Genomic DNA, 21973 nt, shown 5'->3' with positions numbered 1-21973 from the left:
GATTACTCAGTACTTCCGCACTATAGTAAAAGCCCCGCATATTGTGGGCGGTCTTTCAACTCAGCACTCAGCACTCAGCACTCTTCATTTGGCTTTACTTGGAGTACCAGTAAAGGCGAAAAACTGTTGCTCTTTGGGTGCAGTTAAACTTTCACCCAGGTAACGATGAATACCTACTCCCATATCTCCTGTTGCGGTGAGTTTGAAGTCCACTTCTTCAAATCCATGTTCACGGAAAAATTTACGAACAGTTTCAGAGTGAGCAATACCCTGAGAGTGTCCACGAGTCCAAATTACAAAAGCACCTTTTTTACTGAGAAAACTCAGGTTTGCCAGTAAGCGATTGAGTTCAGTTTCATCTGCGAGATTGCCAAATACACCACATACAATCACGATGTCTGCTGGAACTGCTCCTACATAGTTTGAGGAAATAGTTGCATCACCATTGATAAACTCAATTTGTTTTGTCAAACCCAACGATTCTATTGTTTCTTGTCCACGTTCAACTAGTTGGGGATTTAGCTCTACAAGTCGGGCATAAACATCTTTTGCCCGTGGATGATTTGACAGCGTTCCTAGCAAATCTCTTCCATCGCCCGCGCAAACACTAACTACACGGATTAACCCTGGTTGGGACAAATTCAAGCTATGGGCAATGTATTCCTGCACAATTTGCAGGCGTTGTTGCAATTTCGGTTCGTTCTTGTAGAGGTCGTGCCATTCAAACCAGTTTTTTACCATAATGGGTGATTTTCGTTTCCATTAACTTTGAGGAAAGCAAATTGACAAACACACTGGGCAATCAAAACTACGGTAATTACATCAATAAACCGTAGTTTGTGCTTGAACGCAGACTATCATGGAAATTCATCCAAAATCAAGTCTTTTTTCTTTGGTATGTAAATCTTGCAATTTAACAATTGAGGACTTCTGTAGACAGCCTTGTATTCCAAATCTAGAAAAACCCACATAAATACTGGGCTAGAACAAATACAACGAATACAATATAAATACAATACATACTTAAAATACTGAGCAATCAAAATTTAATTTGTATCTTTAAAGACTCAATAATCTCGTGTTTATAGTAGTTGCAAAATTTATAAAAACTAACATGGCTATGACACGTGCCTTTGGCAAAAGCCATTTTAGTAGTAAATAATACATGATTCTAGGCGCGATACCTGCGGCGGGCTACGCCCTTTAAGGAATTTCTCAGAATAAATTTCTCTACGGTCTAACAGAGACAAAGATGTGAAGTTATGTAAACAAAATTCACAAACATAACAATAATTTGTAATAAATAATGATGCGGCAGCATTGTATAAAGAGAACTTGAGAGTAAAAAACAACATCTTAATCAGGTTTTCCAGTCCTTCATAGAAGTTTGAAGTTTTCTAACAAAAGTTTTAATCTGAAAGCCTGGAGATCGTAAACTTATTTCTTGGATGTCTGTTTTAACCCTTTCGTAACTCGTCAGGCAGTGCTGACATCAAAAATAAACTGAACCATTCAGTTTTGAGTCCAAATTATTCTTAACCAAGCAAATTAGGAGATTTAACGCAATGGTTTTAGATGCATTTGCAAAAGTAGTATCCCAAGCTGATACACGCGGCGAATATCTCTCCGATGCACAATTGGATGCGTTGAGCGAACTAGTCAAAGATGGTAACAAGCGTGCAGATGCGGTTAACCGTATTACCAGCAATGCGTCAGCTCTTGTTGCTGCTGCGGCTCGTGATTTGTGGGCAGAACAACCCCAATTGATCACTCCTGGTGGTAATGCTTATACCAGCCGTCGTGCAGCTGCTTGTATCAGAGACTTGGACATCATTCTCCGCTACATCACTTATGCGATTTTTGCTGGCGATTCTAGCGTGCTAGATGACCGTGCCCTCAACGGCTTACGGGAAACCTATTTGGCATTGGGAACTCCTGGAGCTTCAGTTGCAGTTGGTATTCAGAAGCTAAAACAAGCTTCTTTGGCAATTGTCAACGATACAAACAATATCACCAGAGGCGATTGCAGTGCTTTGGCATCTGAAATAGCTGGCTATTTTGATCGTGCTGCGGCTGCTGTAGCTTAAGCAAAGCTTGCATTGCTGATGTTGACTAAATAATTGTCCATAGGACAAAACAAAATTTCAACCATAACGTTTGTAAAAGGGAAATACCAAAATGACAAAAACACCTCTAACTGAAGCGATCGCATCGGCTGATTCTCAAGGCCGTTATCTCAGCAGCACCGAAATTCAAGTTGCTTTTGGTCGCTTCCGCCAAGCACCAGCTAGCTTACAAGCAGCAAAAGCTTTAAGCGCTAACGCTCAACGCTTGACCGAAGGTGCTGCTCAAGCAGTATATAACAAGTTCCCTTACACCACCCAACAACAAGGCCCTAACTTCGCGTCTGATTCACGCGGTAAAGGCAAGTGTGTACGTGATGTCGGCTACTACTTGCGGATTATCACATACGCTTTAGTTGTTGGTGGCACAGGCCCCTTGGACGATTTCTTGATTTCTGGCTTGGCTGAAATCAACCGGACTTTTGACCTGTCTCCTAGCTGGTACATTGAAGCTCTCAAGTACATCAAAGCTAACCACGGTCTAAGCGGCGATCCTGCTGTTGAAGCAAATTCCTACATCGACTATGTAATCAATACTCTAAGCTAAGAGTATTTCTTTAGCCCGGAGAGGAAATCAGCTCTTATGACAAGTAAGTTCTATGAGTTGTTTACTTCTCCGGGCAGTTTTTTAGGAAACGCTAGCTGAATACCCTGGAGAAAGAGTTAGACAGGGATAAAAGCTGCCAATGTAGCACAGTACTTGCTACAACTTTTGGGAAAGTTCGCAACTCAGTGCCTCTTTTAAGCTACCGTCAATTGGCACAATATTTTTATCAGTACAAGATTTAAAAACCTACCCCTGAACTGGGGGAAAGTATACGCCCGAAATAACGTAAGGAGATATCACTATGCCCTCGTGGCAAATGTGGTGAGGCAGTAAAATCTTCTCTAGCGTAGCGTAGCGAGTATGCCTAACCCTAGAGGGAAGCAAGCTACGTGCAGCGTTTGGGGGTTTATCAGATTGGAGAATGCTGAATCCATAAAGTGAGCCTGGGAACCTGTGGAAACAGGATATTAAGGCAGCGATGTCTTAACAATCACCGTATCTAAAGGTGCAGTGAGTCTCAATTTCAAAGGACTGTTAAAAGACTAGAAAAAATTTTTCTAAAAAGTTTTTAGTTTTGCAGTTAAAACTGAGGAGGTTTTAAAGATGGCAGCTTTGGGACAAGCAGCAAGATTAGGAATTGGAGCGTTTGAGAATTCGGCGCCAGTAGAACTACGTCCTGATAGAACAGAAGCGGATGTAGCAGTGGTTATCCGGGCGGCTTACCGTCAGGTTTTGGGTAATGCCTATCTACTTGAGGGAGAGCGTCTTGTCAGCGCAGAATCACTGTTGCAGCAAGGTGGAATCTCCGTTCGGGGATTTGTGCAAGCCATTGCTCAATCGGAACTGTATCGGGATAAGTTTTTCCACTCCAATTCCCAAACTCGGTTTATCGAGTTGAATTATAAGCATTTATTGGGGCGTGCCCCAGAAGATGAGTCAGAGATTTCGTACCATGTTGAGCTTTATAACTCACAAGGTTACGAAGCTGAGATTAATTCCTACATTGACTCATTAGAATATCAAGAGAGTTTTGGCGAAAGTATTGTGCCCTTCTATCGGGGCTTTAAGAGTCAAGTAGGACAGAAAAACGTTGGCTATAGCCGACTGTTCCAACTGTATCGCGGTTATGCTAATAGCGATCGCGCTCAAGGGCAAAAACAAGGACGGCTAACCTGGGAAGTGGCGAAGAATCTAGCTTCACCCATTTACCCCGTTTCTGCTGGAGCCTTAACTGGCCTCTCTACAGGCGGTCGCGGTGAAACATACCGCATCAGAGTGCTACAATCAGCTTCCCCAAATTCAACTGTAGTCAGACGTGGTACTGCGGAGTTGATCGTACCTTACGAGCAACTTTCTAGTAAATTGCAGCAGTTGAATCGCAAAGGCAGCCGAGTTCTTAGCATTACAGCCGTATAAATAGGGAATCGGGGGGGAGTAGGGAGTAGGGAGTAGGGAGTAGGGAATTTCACCACTCTCAACTCCCCACTCCCCACTCCCCTTACCAATTACTAAGTTACAAAGGAAAAATTACCAATGGCTATTACAACAGCAGCTTCCCGTTTGGGAACAGAACCTTTTAGCGATCAGTCTCCTGTAGAATTGCGTCCAAATGCAACCAAAGAAGACATTGAGAGAGTAATTGCTGCCGTCTATCGTCAAGTTTTGGGCAACAACTACATCTTGACATCTGACCGGCTCATAAGTGCTGAATCTATCCTGCGCGATGGGAAAAGTACAGTACAAGAGTTTGTGCGTCAACTAGCTAAATCAGAACTGTACAAAACCAAATTTTTCTACGACAACTTCCAAACTCGCGTCATCGAACTCAACTACAAACATTTGTTGGGTCGTGCCCCTTATGATGAGTCTGATGTCGTCTATCACTTGGACTTGTACCAAAACAAGGGATATGAAGCCGACATTGATTCTTATATTGATTCACCAGAGTATCAATCTAGCTTTGGTGAAAATATAGTGCCTTACTATCGCGGCTTTAAAACCCAAACAGGACAGAAAACTGTCGGATTTAGCCGGATATTCCAACTTTATCGCGGCTATGCCAGTAGCGATACCTCCCAACTCAAAGGCAAATCTTCCCGCCTTGCGAGCGAACTAGGACGCAATAGTGCATCCATCGTTGTTCCTCCATCTGGTGGTCCTTCAGGTTTTTCATACGTTGCTTCTGAAAAAGGTGTTACCCCCAACAGTACTTTTGGTGGTGCCGGAACTTTTGGCAAAGAAGGCAGACTTTATCGCATTGAAGTAGCAGGTGTTTTCGGTGCTGGCTATCCTAGCACCCGCCGTGTTAATCAAGCGGTGATTATACCTTATGAAGAACTATCTAGTTACTTCCAGAGAGTGGTAAAACAAGGTGGTAAGATAGCTAGTGTGAAACCACTTTAGTCTCATTAGTCAATAGTCATTAGTCAATAGTCATTATTAAAGACAAAAGACTAATGACAATAATGACAATTTAGAATTGGGAATTAATTTTTATGGTTGGACAAATTAGTAGTAGAACAAGTAGTCGCTACTTTCGGTACGAAGTTGTTGGTCTGCGCCAAAGCGAAGAAACTGAAAAAACCAACTATCCCATTCGTTCTAGTGCCACTGTGTTTTTCACAGTACCAGAGAACCGGATGAATCAAGAAATGCAGCGAATTACTCGCTTGGGTGGCAAGATAGTCAGCATTCAGCCATTGAACGCTGAAACTAAAACAGATAGCGAACAAAGCGATCCTCCTTCTTCATAATGAATTCCAGTCCGCAGAAATTTGAAGATTTATCATCGACAGGGAACTCTGGCGATGGTGAATCTTTAACAGTAGAGCAAGCGATCGCTAATCTAGAAAGTGCAGATTTAGGTCTGCGGTTTTATGCTGCCTGGTGGTTGGGTAGATTTCGGATATCTGAAACAGCTGCGGTTACAGGATTAATTAAAGCTTTAGAAGATGAAGCTGATCGGACACCAGAAGGTGGATATCCTCTACGACGGAACGCAGCCAGAGCCTTAGGAAAACTAGGCGATCGCCAGGCAGTCTCACCTTTAATTGCGTGTTTAGACTGCTCAGATTTTTATGTCCGGGAAGCGGCGGCACAATCCTTAGAAATGCTGGGCGATCCGGTTTGTGTTCCCGTCTTAATTAATTTATTACAAGTAGGTTTGCAGGGAGAGCAGCTGATATCAAAGCAGCCTGATTTATCTCAACCCTACGAGGCCATATTAGAAGCCTTGGGAACCTTGAGGGCGAATGAATTCACCCATTTGGTAAAACCATTTTTAGAGCATCCAATTGAATTGGTGCAATATGCTGCCGCACGAGCTATGTATCAATTAACGCAAGAGCCAGTTTATGGAGAACGGTTGGTACAGGCTTTAGCTGGAGAGAAATTGCAATTGCGTCGAGCAGTCTTAGCAGATTTGGGAGCGATTGGATATCTACCCGCCGCAGATGCGATCGCCGAGACTCTTGCCGAAAATAGTCTGAAGCTAATTTCTCTGAAAGGATTACTAGAACATCAAGTTAACCACACAGTAACAAGCACTTTGTCAGATGGTGCGATGAAAGTGATGAATTTGATGGACTCGCTGTTGTAGTTATAATTTTCCAGGAATTAGTTGTTATTAATACGTTTAAAAAAATACTTATCAAATGTAAACCCCCAACTCAACTGCAAAATCAGGGCTAGGGGGTTTATGTGTAGTGCCAACTACGGAGAACTTAAGCTACAATTGGCTGATCCCTAATGACTCATGAAAAACTATTATGAATAACAGTGACCTGGCCCAAATATTGATCCGTGCTGTAGAAGAAGCTGACTCCTCAGATCGCTTATTAGACGCAGTTCAGGAGTTAGCGGCAGCTGGTATAGAGGAATCTGTTCCCACCCTGATTGCAGCTTTGGGCTACAACAATCCAGGGGCAGCAGTGGCGGCAGTCGATGGGCTGATTGCGATTGGGGAAGCCGCAGTACCATCTCTATTGGAACTAATTGATGACTACAACTACAGTGCTAGAGCCTGGGCGATTCGTGCCTTAGCAGGAATTGGCGATGTCCGGGCACTGGATACTTTACTCGAGGCAGCAAAAACCGATTTTTCCCTAAGTGTACGGCGGGCAGCTGCTAGGGGATTAGGCACTTTGCGCTGGCATCAACTACCACCGGATAAAGTGGAATCTGTTCAGACTCAGGTATTAGAGGCGCTATTACTAATTTCTCAAGATCCAGAGTGGGTAGTACGCTATGCAGCAGTGACCAGTTTAGAAACACTAGCGATCGCTATAGCAACCACTTTACCCGATCAAGCGTCGCGAATTACAAATCAACTTCAGCAAATACTCGATAAAGATGCCGATTTGGGAGTTCGTACCCGCGTCAAATTTGCACAACAAAAAATTCAACAGCCACAACATCAAGAAGTATTTGCACCGAAAATAAAGCTAGAAGACGCTGATGTGTCGGAAGTGCCTTATCGTGGTGGTGGTAGACGGTGAAGCACTCATCGCCCCCTTACAATCCCCAGGCTATGAGTACTTGGGGACTTCTACAATCGGCTAGAAATTTCTAGAAATTTCTAGCCGATTCCAATTGCAGAGAATACAAGCTTATCTAGAAAACCTCTTTAGCATCAGTTTTTGTTCCATCAATGTCAGGAGAGAGACTGGCGATTGATGGCAAAGGCATTTGCTGTACAGTCAGTCTTAGCAAAATTTTATCAATTTCACATAAGCCCAAAACACTTGTAGAGACGGCGATTTATCGCGTCTCGAAAACCCAAGCGCATTAGTTTATGGTCATTTTATGAAGAAGGGGAAGGGGGAAAGTTGACATACTCACCGGCGTGAACACACGAAGATTCTGGAGTAATAAGTAATGAGTAATAAGTAATGAGTAAGAATATTTACTTATTACTCATTACTCCAAAGCAGTGCTAGAAGCACGGAGCTTTAAACCCATTTTTTCGGTAAAAACCTTGCCCACAAGTGGCGTGACCTGTTCATCCCTTTCCCCTTTAACCTTTAACCTTTTCCCTTTTATCAGCCATGAGAGCATTTCCCCGAAAACAGCTGTTGGCGTAATAATTTAGTAGAGCGATCGCAGATTTCATCTGGTGACAGACATACCCGAACCTGGCAGAGATCCCAATTTAGCAACTGCAAGGACTACCAGAATCGAAATACGAATCCAATGCTGAAACAACGTCTTACTTCACTAAGCTTAAGCACTTCCAAACCGCTTGATTTTTACAAGACCATGTGACATGATACTTAACATAAGTAAATCCGGTATTTCGATAGATTTACCGGATTTTAATCTTGGACTACTTCACTGTTCATTAGATTAGTTTCATCAGAAAACTATCCACCTCTAGTTTTTGATTTGAGAAACACTAAGCATGATGAACTGTCCTCCTAATCACTTACAGCAGTTTTCATGTATCTGTCGTCAGGACACAGCATTGCTGTGCCCCTAGCGTGTGGTCTATTAACCTGAAAATAGCTGTAACTCCCCATTGAGTAACAATTGATCACCCAATTACACTCATTTGTCCACATAAAGAAAGTTAATTTGGAGAATCTTGTATGGCCGCTATAACGTTGAGTGTATCTACTGTGAAGCCTCTGGGCGATCGCGTCTTCATTAAGGTTAGTGAGTCAGAAGATAAAACTGCGGGCGGAATTTTTCTACCTGATAGCGCCAAAGAAAAGCCACAGGTGGGTGAAATTGTGGCAGTGGGTTCTGGTAAACGTAACGATGACGGTACTCGTCAAGCGATCGATATTGCAGTTGGCGATAAAGTCCTCTACTCCAAGTACGCAGGCACCGACATCAAGCTTGGTACAGAAGAATATGTCCTGTTGTCTGAAAAAGACATCCTGGCAATTGTTTCATAGTCGATTGCCATTAGTTATTGGTCATTGCTACTCCACAAGCCGCCATAACCAATGACAATCGCAACTGCTCAACCTACATACTATTAAAGGGAACTGGAATCACTATGGCAAAACGCATCATTTACAACGAAAATGCTCGTCGCGCTCTGGAAAGAGGAATTGACATTCTCGCTGAGGCGGTAGCTGTCACCCTTGGCCCAAAAGGCCGTAACGTTGTTTTGGAAAAGAAATTTGGCGCTCCTCAAATCGTCAATGACGGTGTAACCATCGCTAAAGAAATTGAACTGGAAGATCACGTTGAAAACACAGGTGTAGCCCTAATCCGGCAAGCCGCTTCCAAAACCAATGATGCTGCCGGAGATGGTACTACAACTGCAACCGTTTTGGCTCACGCCATTGTCAAAGAAGGATTGCGGAACGTCGCTGCCGGTGCTAATGCCATCCAACTCAAGCGTGGTATTGACAAAGCCACAGGCTTTCTAGTGAACAAAATCAAAGAACACGCGCGTCCCGTAGAAGACTCTAAAGCGATCGCTCAAGTTGCTGCCATCTCTGCCGGCAACGATGAAGCCGTAGGTGCGCTGATTGCAGAAGCATTAGATAAAGTTGGTCGTGAAGGGGTGATTTCCCTAGAAGAAGGTAAGTCAGTCACCACCGAACTAGAAGTTACAGAAGGGCTGAACTTCGATAAGGGTTATATTTCTCCCTATTTTGCCACAGATGCCGAACGGTTGGAAGCAGTGCTAGATGAGCCATTCCTGCTGATTACAGATAAAAAAATTGCCCTGGTACAAGATTTAGTACCAGTACTAGAGCAGGTTGCCCGTGCAGGTCGCCCATTGCTGATTCTGGCTGAAGACATTGAGAAAGAGGCACTGGCTACCCTAGTAGTAAATCGGCTCCGGGGAGTGTTGAATGTAGCAGCTGTGAAAGCTCCTGGTTTTGGCGATCGCCGTAAGGCTATTTTGGAGGACATTGCCATTCTTACAGGTGGGCAATTGATTACAGAAGATGCCGGTCTAAGGCTAGATGCCACCAAGCTTGACCAACTCGGTAAAGCTCGCCGAGTCACCATAACCAAAGATAGCACGACCCTCGTGGCCGATGGCAACGAAGCAGCCGTTAAAGCCAGGGTAGAGCAAATCCGTCGCCAAATCGAAGAAACCGAATCTTCCTATGACAAAGAAAAGCTGCAAGAACGTTTGGCGAAGCTATCGGGTGGGGTTGCTGTGATCAAAGTTGGTGCTGCCACTGAAACTGAACTCAAAGACCGCAAGCTACGTCTAGAAGATGCCATCAACGCGACAAAAGCTGCTGTTGAAGAAGGCATCGTTCCTGGTGGTGGTACGACCCTGGCCCATCTAGCTCCTGACTTGGAAAACTGGGCAAAATCTACCCTAGTAAATGAAGAGTTGACAGGGGCATTGATTGTGTCTCGCGCCCTAAGTGCCCCTCTGAAGCGGATTGCCGAGAATGCAGGTCAAAACGGTGCCGTAATTGCGGAGCGCGTGAAAGAGAAGGACTTCAATGTGGGCTACGACGCAACCAGCGGCGAATTTGTGGATTTGTTTGAAGCTGGAATTGTTGACCCTGCCAAAGTGACCCGTTCGGCCGTACAGAATGCAGCGTCAATTGCAGGTATGGTGCTGACCACTGAGGCAATTGTAGTTGACAAGCCGGAACCAAAAGATGCTGCTCCTGCCGGTCCCGGCGGCGGCGGCTTGGGTGGTGACTTCGATTACTAATTGTTAATCCCTGGCAAAAGTTTTTGCGTCTTGCCTAAATCTCAAGAGGCGATCGTCCCAAATTATAACGATCGCCTCTTGTTTCATTGCAGGTTGCCTCATCTTCCACCCCGTATTCTTGCGGTAAAAAGATCAATGCGATCGCTACACAAAATTTGGCACAGTAGTTAAGAAACCTAACCAGTTTTAACTCTAAATCATGCCAAAGCCTCGTTTTTTCCGCTTCTTTCGCCACCTCAATTGGCGCACACTCAAAAAAACTTTTGCCAGGACAATCGAAAGGCGACTTTTGGGACTTGCCTCAGAAATCGCCTTCAATGCCATGCTATCCTTGTTTCCAGCAATTCTTGCTCTGATCACAGCCATTGGCTTATTGGCAGAATCTTTGCAAGCCACCTTTAAACAACTGGCGATAGAACTAAGTCAAGTCCTACCCGAACAAGCCCTGGATCTGATTCGTGATTTTGCCACCACAGAGATTACCAACTCCAAAAACAGTGGTTTGTTTTCTCTGAGCTTTGCATTAGCAATTTGGACTGCTTCTGGGGCGGTGAATACCGCGATGACAGCCCTCGACCAAATTCATCAAATTCCTCCAGAAAACATGCGTCCTTTTTGGAAAGCCAAACTCGTCTCTCTGGGATTAACAGTCGGGACTATATTGCTTTTAGTATTGGCCTCTTTCTTAGTGTTTACCAGTGATTGGCTGCTGGGAATGGTAGTACATGAAAATGCTTCTTTAATCTTCTTGTTACATCTTTGGCAGCTGTTACGCTGGCCTTTAGCTTTAAGTATTGTTGCTGTCGCCTTTGGCTTCGTCTATCGTTATGGGCCCAGCAAGTGGAACTCAGGTACGCCAATGATGCCTGGAGCAATTTTAGCAGCTGTTTTCTGGGCAATATTGTCTGCCCTATTTCGGTTGTATGTGGCGAATTTTGGCAATTATAATAAAGTATATGGTGCTGTAGGGGCTGTGATAGTTTTAATGCTCTGGCTGTCAATGAGCGCTGCTGTGCTGTTAATCGGCGATCAGTTGAACGTGACTGTGGGCGAAGATATGCGCTTAAAAGGGCAGTTGCAATCTCCAGAAAAATATTAAATAGTAAATCCCTGAAAATAGTGATTGCAAAAGATCAGTAGGGGAGTAAAATATCTAACGATTCAATACAAATTTAGCGATCGCCTTCATGTCTGATTCTCCTCCTCGATTTTCGATGATTGAACCTGATGCCAAAGCACCCACCTTAAAGCGCCTGCGTCAGCTAAGTCGGCTTCTGGATAATATTATTACCATTCCTGGTACAAAGATTGGTTTTGGTCTAGATCCAATCATCGGACTCATACCTATTGGTGGTGATTTTTTGGGAGTTATGTTTTCTAGCTACATCATCCTAGAAGCAGCGCGGTTGGGTGTATCTAGAGCCACATTAGGTAAAATGGTTTTAAATGTGATCATTGATGGCTTGGTAGGCACTGTTCCAGTTTTGGGAGACTTTTTTGATTTTGCCTGGAGAGCTAACACTAATAATATCAAGCTATTAGAAGAGTACTTAAAGTTTCCCAGCGAGCAAAAGAGTGCAGACAGATGGTTTATCCTTGCCGTTTTGGTGGGATTGTTGCTAATCTCAATTGTCTTAGTAGCATTGCCTGTGATCTTAATTAGAATCCTGTGGAACGCTTTAACAGGCGGTTAAAATAATTCGTAATTTGTAATAACGCTCTCGACGAGAGGCTACGTCAACGCTTGTAATGACGTAAAATCTTAGTCTGTGCATAATTACTATTAAACCCCTAGAATTAGTTCAATTATGTTCAATTATTTATTGATAACGGAATGAAAGATTGGTGGCAAGCTACTTTTCCTAAAGGGCGGCAAAATCTAATTATTACTGATGCTAAAGGGTATCCTATACAAATTGCTTATGGCGAAAAAGGTAAAGGTAAACCGCTAATTTTATTACATGGTATGGGGAGTTGGAGCTATAATTGGCGACACAGCATAGCACCATTATCTAAACATTATCGGGTAATTTGTTTTGATGCTAAAGGTTTTGGTTTTTCTGAAAAACCATTATTTCGTAGAGAACATAGTGGGCATCAAGTTATTGAGTTTAAAAGAGTTATTCAGGCATTATGTGATGAACCCGCAGTAATTGTGGCTGAATCTCTAGGGGGATTAGTTGCCCTTGCCCTTGCTCAAGAAAATCCGCAATTAATCGCGCGGCTTGTAGTAGTAAACGTACCTGTTTTTACCGAATATCTACCCCATTGGGCTATGTGGTTACTAGCCCAAACGCCTTTAGAAATAATGCAAACAATTGACTCCTTACGTCTGGCATATCTGTTTGCACCTCTATTTAGAGAAATTATGGCAATAGAAAGACGTGGGGTGTTATTTGATCCCTCAATCCTGACACAAGAAGATGTCTATTGGATCACTTACCCGTTTATTGAATTGCCTGGTACAATTGCAAAAGTTGCCGAAGAGTTACAAATAGCCGCGCAAGAAATTGAGAATTGGCAAGCAAAAAAGCCAAATATGCTCACCAAAATTCAAAATAACCTGAGTGCAATTAAGTGTCCTACACTAGTTTTGTGGGGTGAACAAGATAGTTGGTTTCCTCCTAGTCATGGTGAAAAATTGCATCAGCATATCCCCAATTCCAAATTACAGATTTTGCCTAACTGCTGTCATGATGCCTCAAGTGGTGCTTTTGAAGTACTGAATGCAGCTATTCTTAAGTTTTTACGTGATACTAATTTTTAGAGAATAGTTCAGAATTTAGAATCAACCTGAATTCTGTTTTCTTGAAGAAGAATTCAGAAGTCAGAATCAAGACGCGACGCTCGTTCGCTCTTAGCGTCTCCCCTTCTCTACGAGACGCTACGCGAAGGGAGAAGACTTGCTACCACTGCGCTATCGCAGAATCGCTAACGCTACGCTATCCGCCAGTCGCACAGAATTCATTCTGTTAGCGGATAGCTAGGGTTTAGCCCATTCTGACCGCAGGCGGAGCGTCTCCGGCTCCGCTCCTGAAGTCTGTTTCCATAAAAAGAGAGTGGGAGGAAGCATATCAATCAGCTTTCAAACTCCCACTCTGCCATTTGCTGCTGAAGTGAACAGGAATGTATACAGACGTTGCCCGTTGGGGGCTAATGCGTACTTAAACAACAACGCCCATACGCATTTAATATTCCTGTTGCAGCAAATGCTAAACTTAATTATTGCTATTTATTTGCTGATAAAATACTCTGCAAATAATTGATAGAGATAGCTTTTTATTTCGCCAATCACTTAGGAAATAGTATTTTACAAAAATGAATTGGTTACGTGGTAGCCCCTGATAACAAAACCCTTGAAGTCGTTTATCTTTATCAAATTTAACTTGGTTAATCGAAAGCTGGTTGCCATTTTGGCAGGTTTTTAAATTTGCTAATTGCTCATATATAACTTTTTAAAAGCTGTTAAGCAGCTATAGCAATCCGATAGCGAAGCGTTAGCGAGTCTAGACGCTCCTGCGTCGCTAACGCTGCGCTATCGAGCGTCTTTGATTTCTGAATCACTCGTAGAGAAAGGGAACAGGGAATAAAGATATAATGAGTTTTTTAAAAAATCAAATAGGAGTCCTATATGGCAATACAGTTCAGAATGAGCAACAGAACACTTGTAGAGACGGTGATTTATCGCGTCTCGAAAACCCAAAATTGTTGCCAGTAGCCCTTAACCCAAGCGTATTGTCCTATATCAATACTTCGGACAAAATTTTCTTGTCTATTCCCTCAACTAAAAATTGTCCGGAGTATTGATAATGGCAGTTGAAAATTTGCAAAACGCAACTATCAACCCCCCGAAGCCTTAAACAGTGGTTGTCTGTAGAATGGAAGGCTTCACCTGACGTTGACTCGTAACAACCATCTCAATGGGACGATCTGGGCCTGTCACTAAACCACGGCGTTTAGGTCGCACTTCACCTTTATTAACTAGTTGTAATTCTTTACTAGAAAGGATTTGAGCAAGTGCTAACTTCATTTCCAACTGAGCAAATGCTAGGCCAATACAACGCCTTGCACCACCCCCAAAGGGTAAATATTCATAAGCGGAAAATTGCCGTTCTAAAAAACGTTCTGGTTTAAACTGCTTAGATTCTGGATAAATATCTTCTCGGTGGTGGGTTAAATAAATAGAACCAATTAGGACTGTACCTGGTTCTAATTCATAACCACCTAGCGATATCGTTGTTCTAACTTTTCTGGGAAAAGTTAGTATACCAACTGGATAAATTCGTAATGTCTCGGAACAAACAGCGTTGAGATAAGGTAATTTAAAAACGGTGCTGGGGTCTGGATTATTACCCAAGCTATCTAATTCTTGCAGTAGCTTTTGGCGCACTGATGGTATTTTGTGAATCCAGTATAAGGCCCATGCTAAGGCTGTTGCTGTGGTTTCGTGACCGGCGACTAACAAAGTCATCAATTCATCGCGCAACTCTTCATCAGTCATCGGTTGACCTGCTTCATCTCTAGCAGCCATGAGTAAGCTAAGAATATCTGTGCGTGATGAATCTGGTTGTTCTCGACGTTCCCGAATTTCCTCGTAGATGAGTTCGTCAGCTTCTTGCTGAAGGCGCATCTGGTTTCCCCAGAAGTTAATCGGGCCAAAATCCCTTTGCAAAGCTGGAAAATAAAGCAAAGCCACACTTAAGCGAGAACTGGCCTTTTCTAAAAGATCGCCCAAAAAATGTTGTAGTTTTTCGGCGCGAGGTCCTTCATATAGACCAAATACAGCCTGCATAATCACTCGTAGGGTAATAGCTTGAGTTACAGACCGAATATTAAAGGGTTTACCTATCTGGTATTGGCTGATAACTTGCTTGGTGACATCGGTAATCACCTCGCTATAGTTCCGCATTCTTTCGCCATGAAAGGGAGGCATTAACAACTGACGTTGACGCTGGTGTTCTGCGCCGCTGATGGTAATCACAGAATGCTTTCCCAGCAAAGGTTCAAACACATCATTCAGATCGCCAGGTGCTTCTAATTCCTTGGTATCATTTGTTAAAATTTGCTGTTGCGCTTGGGGGTTGCTGACAATCACCAAAGGAGGAAGATTTTTGTCTAATCTGAGAGTAAAAATCTCGCCATAGCTTTTAGCACAAGCCTCCATAAATGACATTGGATTAGCAATCCAGCGAAGCATCTGCACGACTGCTGGAGTTTGTGGGCCGTTTGGGAATTTCATAAATTTTTTTGCTGCTTAATATTTTTTTGCTACTTAAACCGTTTCTTTGTGAAGCTGCATATATTTACCCACCAGCTACACCGTTCTGCTTACTCAGGGGAAATTACAGAGAAGTGTTGTTATCTGCATTGTCATACAGAATTGGTATGAAACTAATTTAAATTTTGCTTGCGTAACCATTTAAAGTACTTATTCTAACGTTGCAAAAAAGCAATAAACTGTTACAACCTCGAAGATGTAAAATTTTTGTTAAATTCAACGAGCATCTACAGTTTCACCTCATCGTCAAAAGGTACTCAGCATGACTGCAATCTCCGCAAAAGCATCTTCAGCGCTTCCCAATTTTTCTGAAGGGATTCAATATTTTGGTGAAGCGTTACCAGATTTTGAAACTTATGGTGCTACACCTGCTATTGAGTCGGGCAAAATAGCGATCGCATCTCCCACAGAACCAAATGCAGTATATCAAACTTTACTTGCTGCCGATGCCTTACGCTACCTGACTTTACAAGTTACTGGTAGTAAAGCTTCTGGGCATCCTGGCGGATTTGCCAGCCAAGCAGAAGCTTACGCATCTCTTGTCATGCTGGGATACAAGAACATTATTACCGAAGTCGGACACCACGCCCCCGGATTTTATAGTGCTATGTTCTTGGATCGTTCGCTAGAGGATATGGGAATTTTTACAGTCCAACAACTGCGCGATCGCTTCCGAGAAAAGCACGGACTTTTAGGACACCTTTCTGGTTACATTCCCGGTATTCTCGCACCTGCGGGGCCTTTGGGACAAGGGCAACACTTTGCAATGGCAGCTGCACTGTTGCACAAAGATAAGTTATTCCCCTTTACAGTTGGGGATGGTGGATTGGGTGAGCCTTATATTGTAAGTGCGATCGCACATTTCCATACTGCTTATCCTGCTGTCACCAACTTTTTACCGATATTGGTGTGGAACGGTTACAGCCAAGAACATCACAGCATGGTTTCCCTGAAAACCAATGAACAGATGCAGGCATATTGGCAAGGTAACGGTTTTGATGAAGTGGTGTTAGTGGATGCCAAAGATTTCGACGATCAAAACCAGTCAGGGGATTACGTTGATAGTACCGCCTTTTCCTTTGAGAAACGCCTAGCATTTACTCAAGCAGTACTTTCGGGTGTAGATAAAGCAGCGCGTTTTGCATTGGGTGGTAAACTTACCGTCTTCATTATTAAACAACTCAAAGGTGCAGGAGTTCACGCGCGGGGTGCAAAATCTCACAACCTCTATCCTAAAGACACGCTGGACGCGCCACATATTATTAGTGCATTGCAAACCCGTGCTTTATCTGCCGAAGCTTGGCAATTAGTCAGAACAAATGCCGAACGCGCCGGTGGTGGCCCAGCAGCAAAAACTGTAGTGACAGAATTTGAATTTCCATTGCCAGAATTAGGCGAATTACCTTTAGAAGAATATGCAGTTGGTGGCGAACCAAAAGTTTCCACAACCGCAATGGGACGATTGGTAGGAATCGTTGGAAATAAAGATCGGAATTTTCTAGTCACCAACGCCGATGGTAATGAAGCATCTGGAATTGCCAACATCAACCAAGCATTAAAGATTATCCACCCCACAACCGATGACTTATATTTCCAAGCACCAAACGGACAAGTTTATGAACCATTGAGTGAAGATGCTTGTGCCGGTTTAGCTGCGGGTTTGGCGTTAATGGGTGCGAGAACTTTGTGGTGTTCTTACGAATCTTTTGCCATCAACGGATTACCAATTTGGCAAACTGTAACCCAAGCAATGGCAGAATTGCGCCGTCCAACTCCTTCGACTATTACTTTATTCACAGCAGGTGCATTAGAGCAAGGGCGCAACGGTTGGACTCACCAACGTCCTGAAATTGAAGCTTACTTTGCTTCCTTGATGCGAAATGGTAATGTTTTCCCATTATTTCCTCCCGATGCTAATAGTATTCAAGCCTGTTATGACTGGGCGTTGAAAACTAAGAATAAGGGAATTGTGATAACTGCAAGTAAATCGCCATTGCCAATTCGCACAACTTTAGAACAAACTCGTCAAGGGTTGCGAGATGGTGCGGTGCTATTACATGAAGTTGCTGGTGATAAGCAAGTTGTATTTGCTGTAATTGGCGATTTAACATTAATACCAGTATTTGAAGCTGCTGCTTTCTTAGAAACTGAAGGTATTGGTGTCAAGATTGTTTCTGTGATCAATCCTCGGCAATTGTACCGTAGCCATGATACTGCTTGGGATACTTGTTCTGAACCCGAAGGCGGTTTCTTGGATGATGCAGCATTTGCCGAATTATTTGATGGTGATGCGTTAATTGCTGTTACTGGTGGTGCAGCGGGGATGCTAGAACCAATTTTGTTACGGAGTACAGCCAAGCGCGACACCTTTGCGTGGAAGCGTGGCGAAACTACAGCCAGTGCTGGCGAGTTGATGGCATTTAATGGATTGACTGCGGAAGCGTTAACGAAGAGGGCGATCGCGTTAGTGCATTAATATTCTATGTAGTCTGGATGCAATATTCCTATCTAGTCTAAAGCTGGGTAGGAATTTTTACGTTGAAAAAACTGGGATTATTACTTAAGTTAACTATTACAATTAACTGTTTTTGAGTCTAAAATGCTACAGTGCTTTTTATGCCTAACTTCATCAAGTAATAACTCTTAGACAGTGATGCCTTCAAACTTCGACTTGAGACTCCAACATTTAGAAGACAACATTAAACAAGACCAGGATTTACTCAAAGACTATGAAGATTCATTGCGGTATGAAGATGAGCCACGTCGCAAGGCTAAGTACAGACGAGAAATTGACCAATTGCGCGAATCTGCTAATCGTTATCAGAAGGAATATGATGAATTGCGAATGCAGATAACTGGTGAATCAAATGTACAAATGCAGAATGTAGCTATCGAGTTGCAACAAATGAACACCAGATTAGATAGATTATATGCTGGGCAGAAGGCTATATTTGAAAACATTAATCACTTGCGTCAAGGACTATTAGCTCGTTATAACGCTGGTGAACAGAACATAATTGTAGCCATAACCGAACAATTAAATCAAGCTCAAATGGTTATGATTTCTACTGTTTTAGATGCAATAGAAACCGACCAGATAACAGAGCAAGAAATGCAGCTTATTTTACAAGGAATACAGCAAAATATAACTAAACTGCAACAAAATGGGACTGCTTTGCCTGCCAGTCAAGCAGCCTTAGCGGAAGTTATCAATGCCCCTGGATTAGATTTCAAACATAGATTGAAGGTTGGTATACCTCTTATTCCTTTTATTTTGGACTATGAAGGTGAATTAGAACTAGGAACAGGAATAAACCTTAAAGGTGCTTGGCAAGCCTTGGTGCTGCGATTCAGAGGAGAATAGAAAGTGAATATGCACCAGCAAAGAAAAAATGACATAGAAAAACACATAAATGAGGAATTAATACTACAAAAGGAATTAGAAGACGATTTACGCCTTGCTCAAGAGCCAAAGCAGAAAACCAAATTTAAAAAGCAAATTCAGGAAGTAAAAGCAAGAATTTCTGAATATAAAACTGAGCTAGATTCCTTGTCTGACCATCCACAAAAACAAGAATCTCTCGTTAGTGCAATGACAACTCTGACATTCAGGGAATTAGATATGGTAACGCAGGGAATTCTTTGTATGCCTATATCGGCTGAAGTTAACTATACTGTTCTTCCTCCAGTACCAAAAATGTTGAAAAATGAACTAACTGGGGTTGCTCAATCCAGACTTATGACAGGGGTAATTCAAGCTAGGATGGTTGGTAACTTTGTTGAGAATATGGTTAACATAATCCCTGATTTTCCAGAGAGACTAAAAGCAGGGTTTGTAAAGGAATATCAAAGACTCCAGGCAACCGGATTAAAAGGAAATGCTTTATTGGATGCTTTGCATGAGTTTTCTTGCAATAGTAGTTCAGACTATGATCTACAAGCAGCTGGTTTAGCTGTGCTGTACTATCTCTTTGAGAAGTGCGAGGTGTTCGAGCGATGATTCTTCCTACAAAACATATCTCTACCAGTCACTCTCTATTGGGGGTAGGTGCTACAATACTAGAACAATTGTACCAACCAAGAACAGTTTCATCACTTTGGAGTAGCTGTTGCTACCATGCCAGAAGTTGCCACATTTGAACGTTTTGTTTTAACTCTTGATCTCCTATACGCTATAGGAGCAATTGAGATGAATGCAGGATTACTTCATAGGTGTCACCGATGATTCATGCTGTTCGTTGTAATCATGCATCATTCAAAACGGTAGAGTTTAGACCTGGCTTTAACGTAGTTTTAGCAGATCGCACAGAAGACTCTGGCAGAAGAGATTCCCGTAATGGATTGGGTAAATCTACTCTCATTGAAATTATTCACTTTTGTCTTGGAGGTACAATTCCAACAGCCAAAGGACTTGGTTCTAGAAATATTCGTGGTTGGGCTTTTAGTTTAGAGCTTACACTTGCAAATAAAATTATCACTGTTACAAGAAATACTGAAGATAGGACTCAGGTAGTAATTGATGGAGATACTGCTAACTGGCCTATTCAACCAAAACAACAAGAAGATCAAAAAGTTCTCAGTTTGGAAGACTGGAAGACTGTTTTGGGAGAGCTAACATTTGGATTAACTAGTGAGAATGAAGCTAAAAAATATAAACCTACTTTTAGAGGACTAATTTCTTACTTTATCCGTCGGGGAAGAGATGCATTTTCTACACCATTCGAGCATCATCCAAAGCAACCTGGATGGGATAAGCAAGTTAATAATGCTTTTTTATTAGGTCTTGCTTGGGAAGAGGCAAGAGATTTGCAACTTTTAAAGGATAAACAGAAATTAATAGCAGAGATTAAAAAACTTAAAAAAGATACAGAACCTGGAGTTGTAATTGGCATTTTTGGTTCTCTAGGTGAACTTGAAGCTTTAAAAGTTCAGGTAGAAGCACAATTACGTGAAAGAAAAGAAACACTTAACAATTTTAGGGTAGCGTCCCAATACCATGAATTAGAGGCAACTGCCAACCGTTTAACCTCACAAATTCACGAAGCAACAAATAAAAAGATTATTGAAAATAAATTACTGGAGTTTTATCAATCTAGTCTTGATTCGGAGGATGAACCCAGACCAGATCAGGTTGTTCGTATATATGAGAATGCAGGTGTTGAGTTACCAGGTTTAGTAATTAGAAGACTAGAAGAAGTAGAACTATTTCATCGCCGACTAATAGAGAATCGTAGGGAGTTTTTAGGAAATGAAATTCAACGTATTAGAAGGCAAATAGCCTCTAGAGAAAGTTTTATTAGAGAGAAAACTAATGAGCGTGCCGAACTTTTGGAAGTGCTAAAGACGCATGGAGCTTTAGAAGAATACACAATGCTACAAGAAAATTATCTTGATGATGTAGCTAATCTTAATGAAATTAATAAACGCATCGAAGAACTAAAACAATTTGAAGAACAAAAAAGTACCTTAAAAATTGAAAAAGAACAGTTACTACAACGCGCACGTCGTGACTATGGAGAACGGAATGAGCAAGCAGAACGTGCTATTAATTTATTCAGCATTAACTCTCGATTTCTTTACGACGTTCCAGGAACACTTGTTATTGATGTAGGAAGCAATGGCTTTAGTTTCCGAGTAGAAATTAGACGTGATGGTAGTGAAGGGATCGATAAGATGAAAATATTCTGTTATGACTTAATGTTGGCGCAACTTTGGTCAGAGCGTGACCCTTCACCGCGTATATTAATTCATGACAGCACAATTTTTGATGGTGTAGATGAGAGACAGGTATCCCTTGCTCTACAATTAGCTGATAGAGAGTCAAGAAGGCTTGGCTTTCAGTATATCTGTACATTGAATTCAGATATGGTTCCACGTTCAGAGTTCCCACTTGATTTTAATTTTGATTCTTTTGTGAGACTAAGACTTACAGATGAGAATGAGGAGGGAGGACTACTAGGCATTAGTTTTTAGGTAACAATGTAAATTTCAATGTTAAGAATGTACTTAAGATTTTACACAAGGATGGAACCATGACTGACGCTCAAAAGATGGTTCGCTTAAACTTAGATTTGTCGCCTGAACTAAATCAGATACTAGACGAACTAGCAAATAAAATAGGCACAAGTAAAAGTGATGTTATGCGTCAGGCTATAACCTTGATGCAAATTATGGTTATAGCTAAAGAGGAAACCAAAAAATTAGGAGTTCCAGAAGCAAATCAATTGATAGTGAATGAAATCATCCTCTCATCTGAACAGCAGTCAAAACCGCATACATTAGACACATTCATCGAAAGGCTTGGCCCTTGGGAAGATACACGCACCGCAGAAGAAATTATTGATGCAATATATTCAAGTCGGACTGTAAGCGATGCCTAAGGC

General features: G+C 42.2%; 21 protein-coding genes. 19 read left to right on the top strand and 2 right to left on the bottom strand.

What is annotated here, in order from left to right:
* Positions 1–84 precede the first annotated feature (84 nt).
* Entirely contained in the window at positions 85–741 is a 657-nt protein-coding gene (locus tag FD723_RS02515; RefSeq protein ID WP_179063955.1) for a class I SAM-dependent methyltransferase family protein, read from the bottom strand.
* A gap of 824 nt (positions 742–1565) precedes the next feature.
* Here FD723_RS02515 and FD723_RS02510 point away from each other — a divergent pair.
* From FD723_RS02510 to FD723_RS02455, 12 genes are all read left to right on the top strand, one after another.
* Positions 1566–2087: a phycocyanin subunit beta gene (locus tag FD723_RS02510; RefSeq protein WP_179063954.1), complete on the top strand. Its 522-nt coding sequence runs from the start codon at positions 1566–1568 to the stop codon at positions 2085–2087.
* 91 nt (positions 2088–2178) lie between these two features.
* Entirely contained in the window at positions 2179–2670 is a 492-nt protein-coding gene (cpcA, locus tag FD723_RS02505; RefSeq protein ID WP_094328476.1) for a phycocyanin subunit alpha, read from the top strand.
* Positions 2671–3273: 603 nt separating this feature from the next.
* Positions 3274–4086 (top strand): phycobilisome linker polypeptide, encoded by an 813-nt coding sequence (locus tag FD723_RS02500; protein ID WP_179063953.1) that lies wholly within the window; start codon positions 3274–3276, stop codon positions 4084–4086.
* A gap of 117 nt (positions 4087–4203) precedes the next feature.
* On the top strand, positions 4204–5073 hold the full coding sequence (locus FD723_RS02495) for a phycobilisome linker polypeptide (protein ID WP_179063952.1): 870 nt from the start codon (positions 4204–4206) through the stop codon (positions 5071–5073).
* A gap of 92 nt (positions 5074–5165) precedes the next feature.
* The gene (locus tag FD723_RS02490) at positions 5166–5423 is read left to right on the top strand and encodes a phycobilisome linker polypeptide (protein ID WP_179063951.1); all 258 of its coding nucleotides are present in this window, start codon (positions 5166–5168) and stop codon (positions 5421–5423) included.
* Positions 5423–6268 carry a HEAT repeat domain-containing protein gene (locus FD723_RS02485; RefSeq protein WP_179063950.1) on the top strand — a complete coding sequence of 282 codons (846 nt, stop codon included), beginning with the start codon at positions 5423–5425 and terminating at the stop codon, positions 6266–6268. Before FD723_RS02490 ends, FD723_RS02485 begins: the two co-directional genes overlap by 1 nt.
* A 169-nt stretch (positions 6269–6437) precedes the next feature.
* On the top strand, positions 6438–7166 hold the full coding sequence (locus FD723_RS02480; RefSeq protein WP_179063949.1) for a HEAT repeat domain-containing protein: 729 nt from the start codon (positions 6438–6440) through the stop codon (positions 7164–7166).
* 1089 nt (positions 7167–8255) lie between these two features.
* The gene (gene groES, locus FD723_RS02475) at positions 8256–8567 is read left to right on the top strand and encodes a co-chaperone GroES (RefSeq protein ID WP_179063948.1); all 312 of its coding nucleotides are present in this window, start codon (positions 8256–8258) and stop codon (positions 8565–8567) included.
* A 104-nt stretch (positions 8568–8671) separates the two neighbouring features.
* Positions 8672–10312 (top strand): chaperonin GroEL, encoded by a 1641-nt coding sequence (gene groL / locus FD723_RS02470; protein WP_179063947.1) that lies wholly within the window; start codon positions 8672–8674, stop codon positions 10310–10312.
* A 199-nt stretch (positions 10313–10511) separates the two neighbouring features.
* The gene (locus FD723_RS02465; RefSeq protein WP_179063946.1) at positions 10512–11411 is read left to right on the top strand and encodes a YihY/virulence factor BrkB family protein; all 900 of its coding nucleotides are present in this window, start codon (positions 10512–10514) and stop codon (positions 11409–11411) included.
* A gap of 88 nt (positions 11412–11499) precedes the next feature.
* Entirely contained in the window at positions 11500–12006 is a 507-nt protein-coding gene (locus FD723_RS02460) for a DUF4112 domain-containing protein (protein WP_179063945.1), read from the top strand.
* A 140-nt stretch (positions 12007–12146) separates the two neighbouring features.
* Positions 12147–13079: an alpha/beta fold hydrolase gene (locus FD723_RS02455; protein ID WP_179063944.1), complete on the top strand. Its 933-nt coding sequence runs from the start codon at positions 12147–12149 to the stop codon at positions 13077–13079.
* A 1089-nt stretch (positions 13080–14168) separates the two neighbouring features.
* On the opposite strand, the gene FD723_RS02450 is transcribed toward FD723_RS02455, so the two are convergent.
* On the bottom strand, positions 14169–15551 hold the full coding sequence (locus tag FD723_RS02450) for a cytochrome P450 (protein ID WP_179063943.1): 1383 nt from the start codon (positions 15549–15551) through the stop codon (positions 14169–14171).
* Between the two features lie 301 nt (positions 15552–15852).
* On the opposite strand from FD723_RS02450, the gene FD723_RS02445 reads away from it, so the two are divergent.
* From FD723_RS02445 to FD723_RS02425, 7 genes are all read left to right on the top strand, one after another.
* Positions 15853–18066: a phosphoketolase gene (locus FD723_RS02445; protein ID WP_179063942.1), complete on the top strand. Its 2214-nt coding sequence runs from the start codon at positions 15853–15855 to the stop codon at positions 18064–18066.
* A 177-nt stretch (positions 18067–18243) separates the two neighbouring features.
* Complete coding sequence (locus FD723_RS02440; protein WP_179063941.1) at positions 18244–18954, top strand: hypothetical protein; 711 nt, start codon at positions 18244–18246, stop codon at positions 18952–18954.
* A gap of 9 nt (positions 18955–18963) precedes the next feature.
* A complete protein-coding gene (locus FD723_RS02435) occupies positions 18964–19590 on the top strand; it encodes a hypothetical protein (protein WP_179063940.1) in 627 nt (208 codons plus the stop codon).
* Positions 19587–19730: an ABC-three component system middle component 6 gene (locus tag FD723_RS44060; protein ID WP_372743783.1), complete on the top strand. Its 144-nt coding sequence runs from the start codon at positions 19587–19589 to the stop codon at positions 19728–19730. Before FD723_RS02435 ends, FD723_RS44060 begins: the two co-directional genes overlap by 4 nt.
* On the top strand, positions 19708–19815 hold the full coding sequence (locus tag FD723_RS44055; RefSeq protein ID WP_372743782.1) for an ABC-three component system middle component 6: 108 nt from the start codon (positions 19708–19710) through the stop codon (positions 19813–19815). The genes FD723_RS44060 and FD723_RS44055 overlap by 23 nt, the downstream gene beginning before the upstream one ends.
* Positions 19812–21563, top strand: coding sequence for an ABC-three component system protein (locus tag FD723_RS02430; protein WP_179063939.1), 1752 nt, complete (start codon positions 19812–19814; stop codon positions 21561–21563). The genes FD723_RS44055 and FD723_RS02430 overlap by 4 nt, the downstream gene beginning before the upstream one ends.
* Before the next feature lie 59 nt (positions 21564–21622).
* A complete protein-coding gene (locus tag FD723_RS02425) occupies positions 21623–21970 on the top strand; it encodes a CopG family transcriptional regulator (RefSeq protein ID WP_179063938.1) in 348 nt (115 codons plus the stop codon).
* Positions 21971–21973 lie beyond the last annotated feature (3 nt).

Origin of the sequence: Nostoc sp. C052 (genome assembly GCF_013393905.1) — a bacterium.
Lineage (GTDB): Bacteria > Cyanobacteriota > Cyanobacteriia > Cyanobacteriales > Nostocaceae > Nostoc.
The sequence above is the reverse complement of the archived record's forward strand: the minus strand, read 5'-3'. Positions and strand labels throughout refer to the sequence as shown.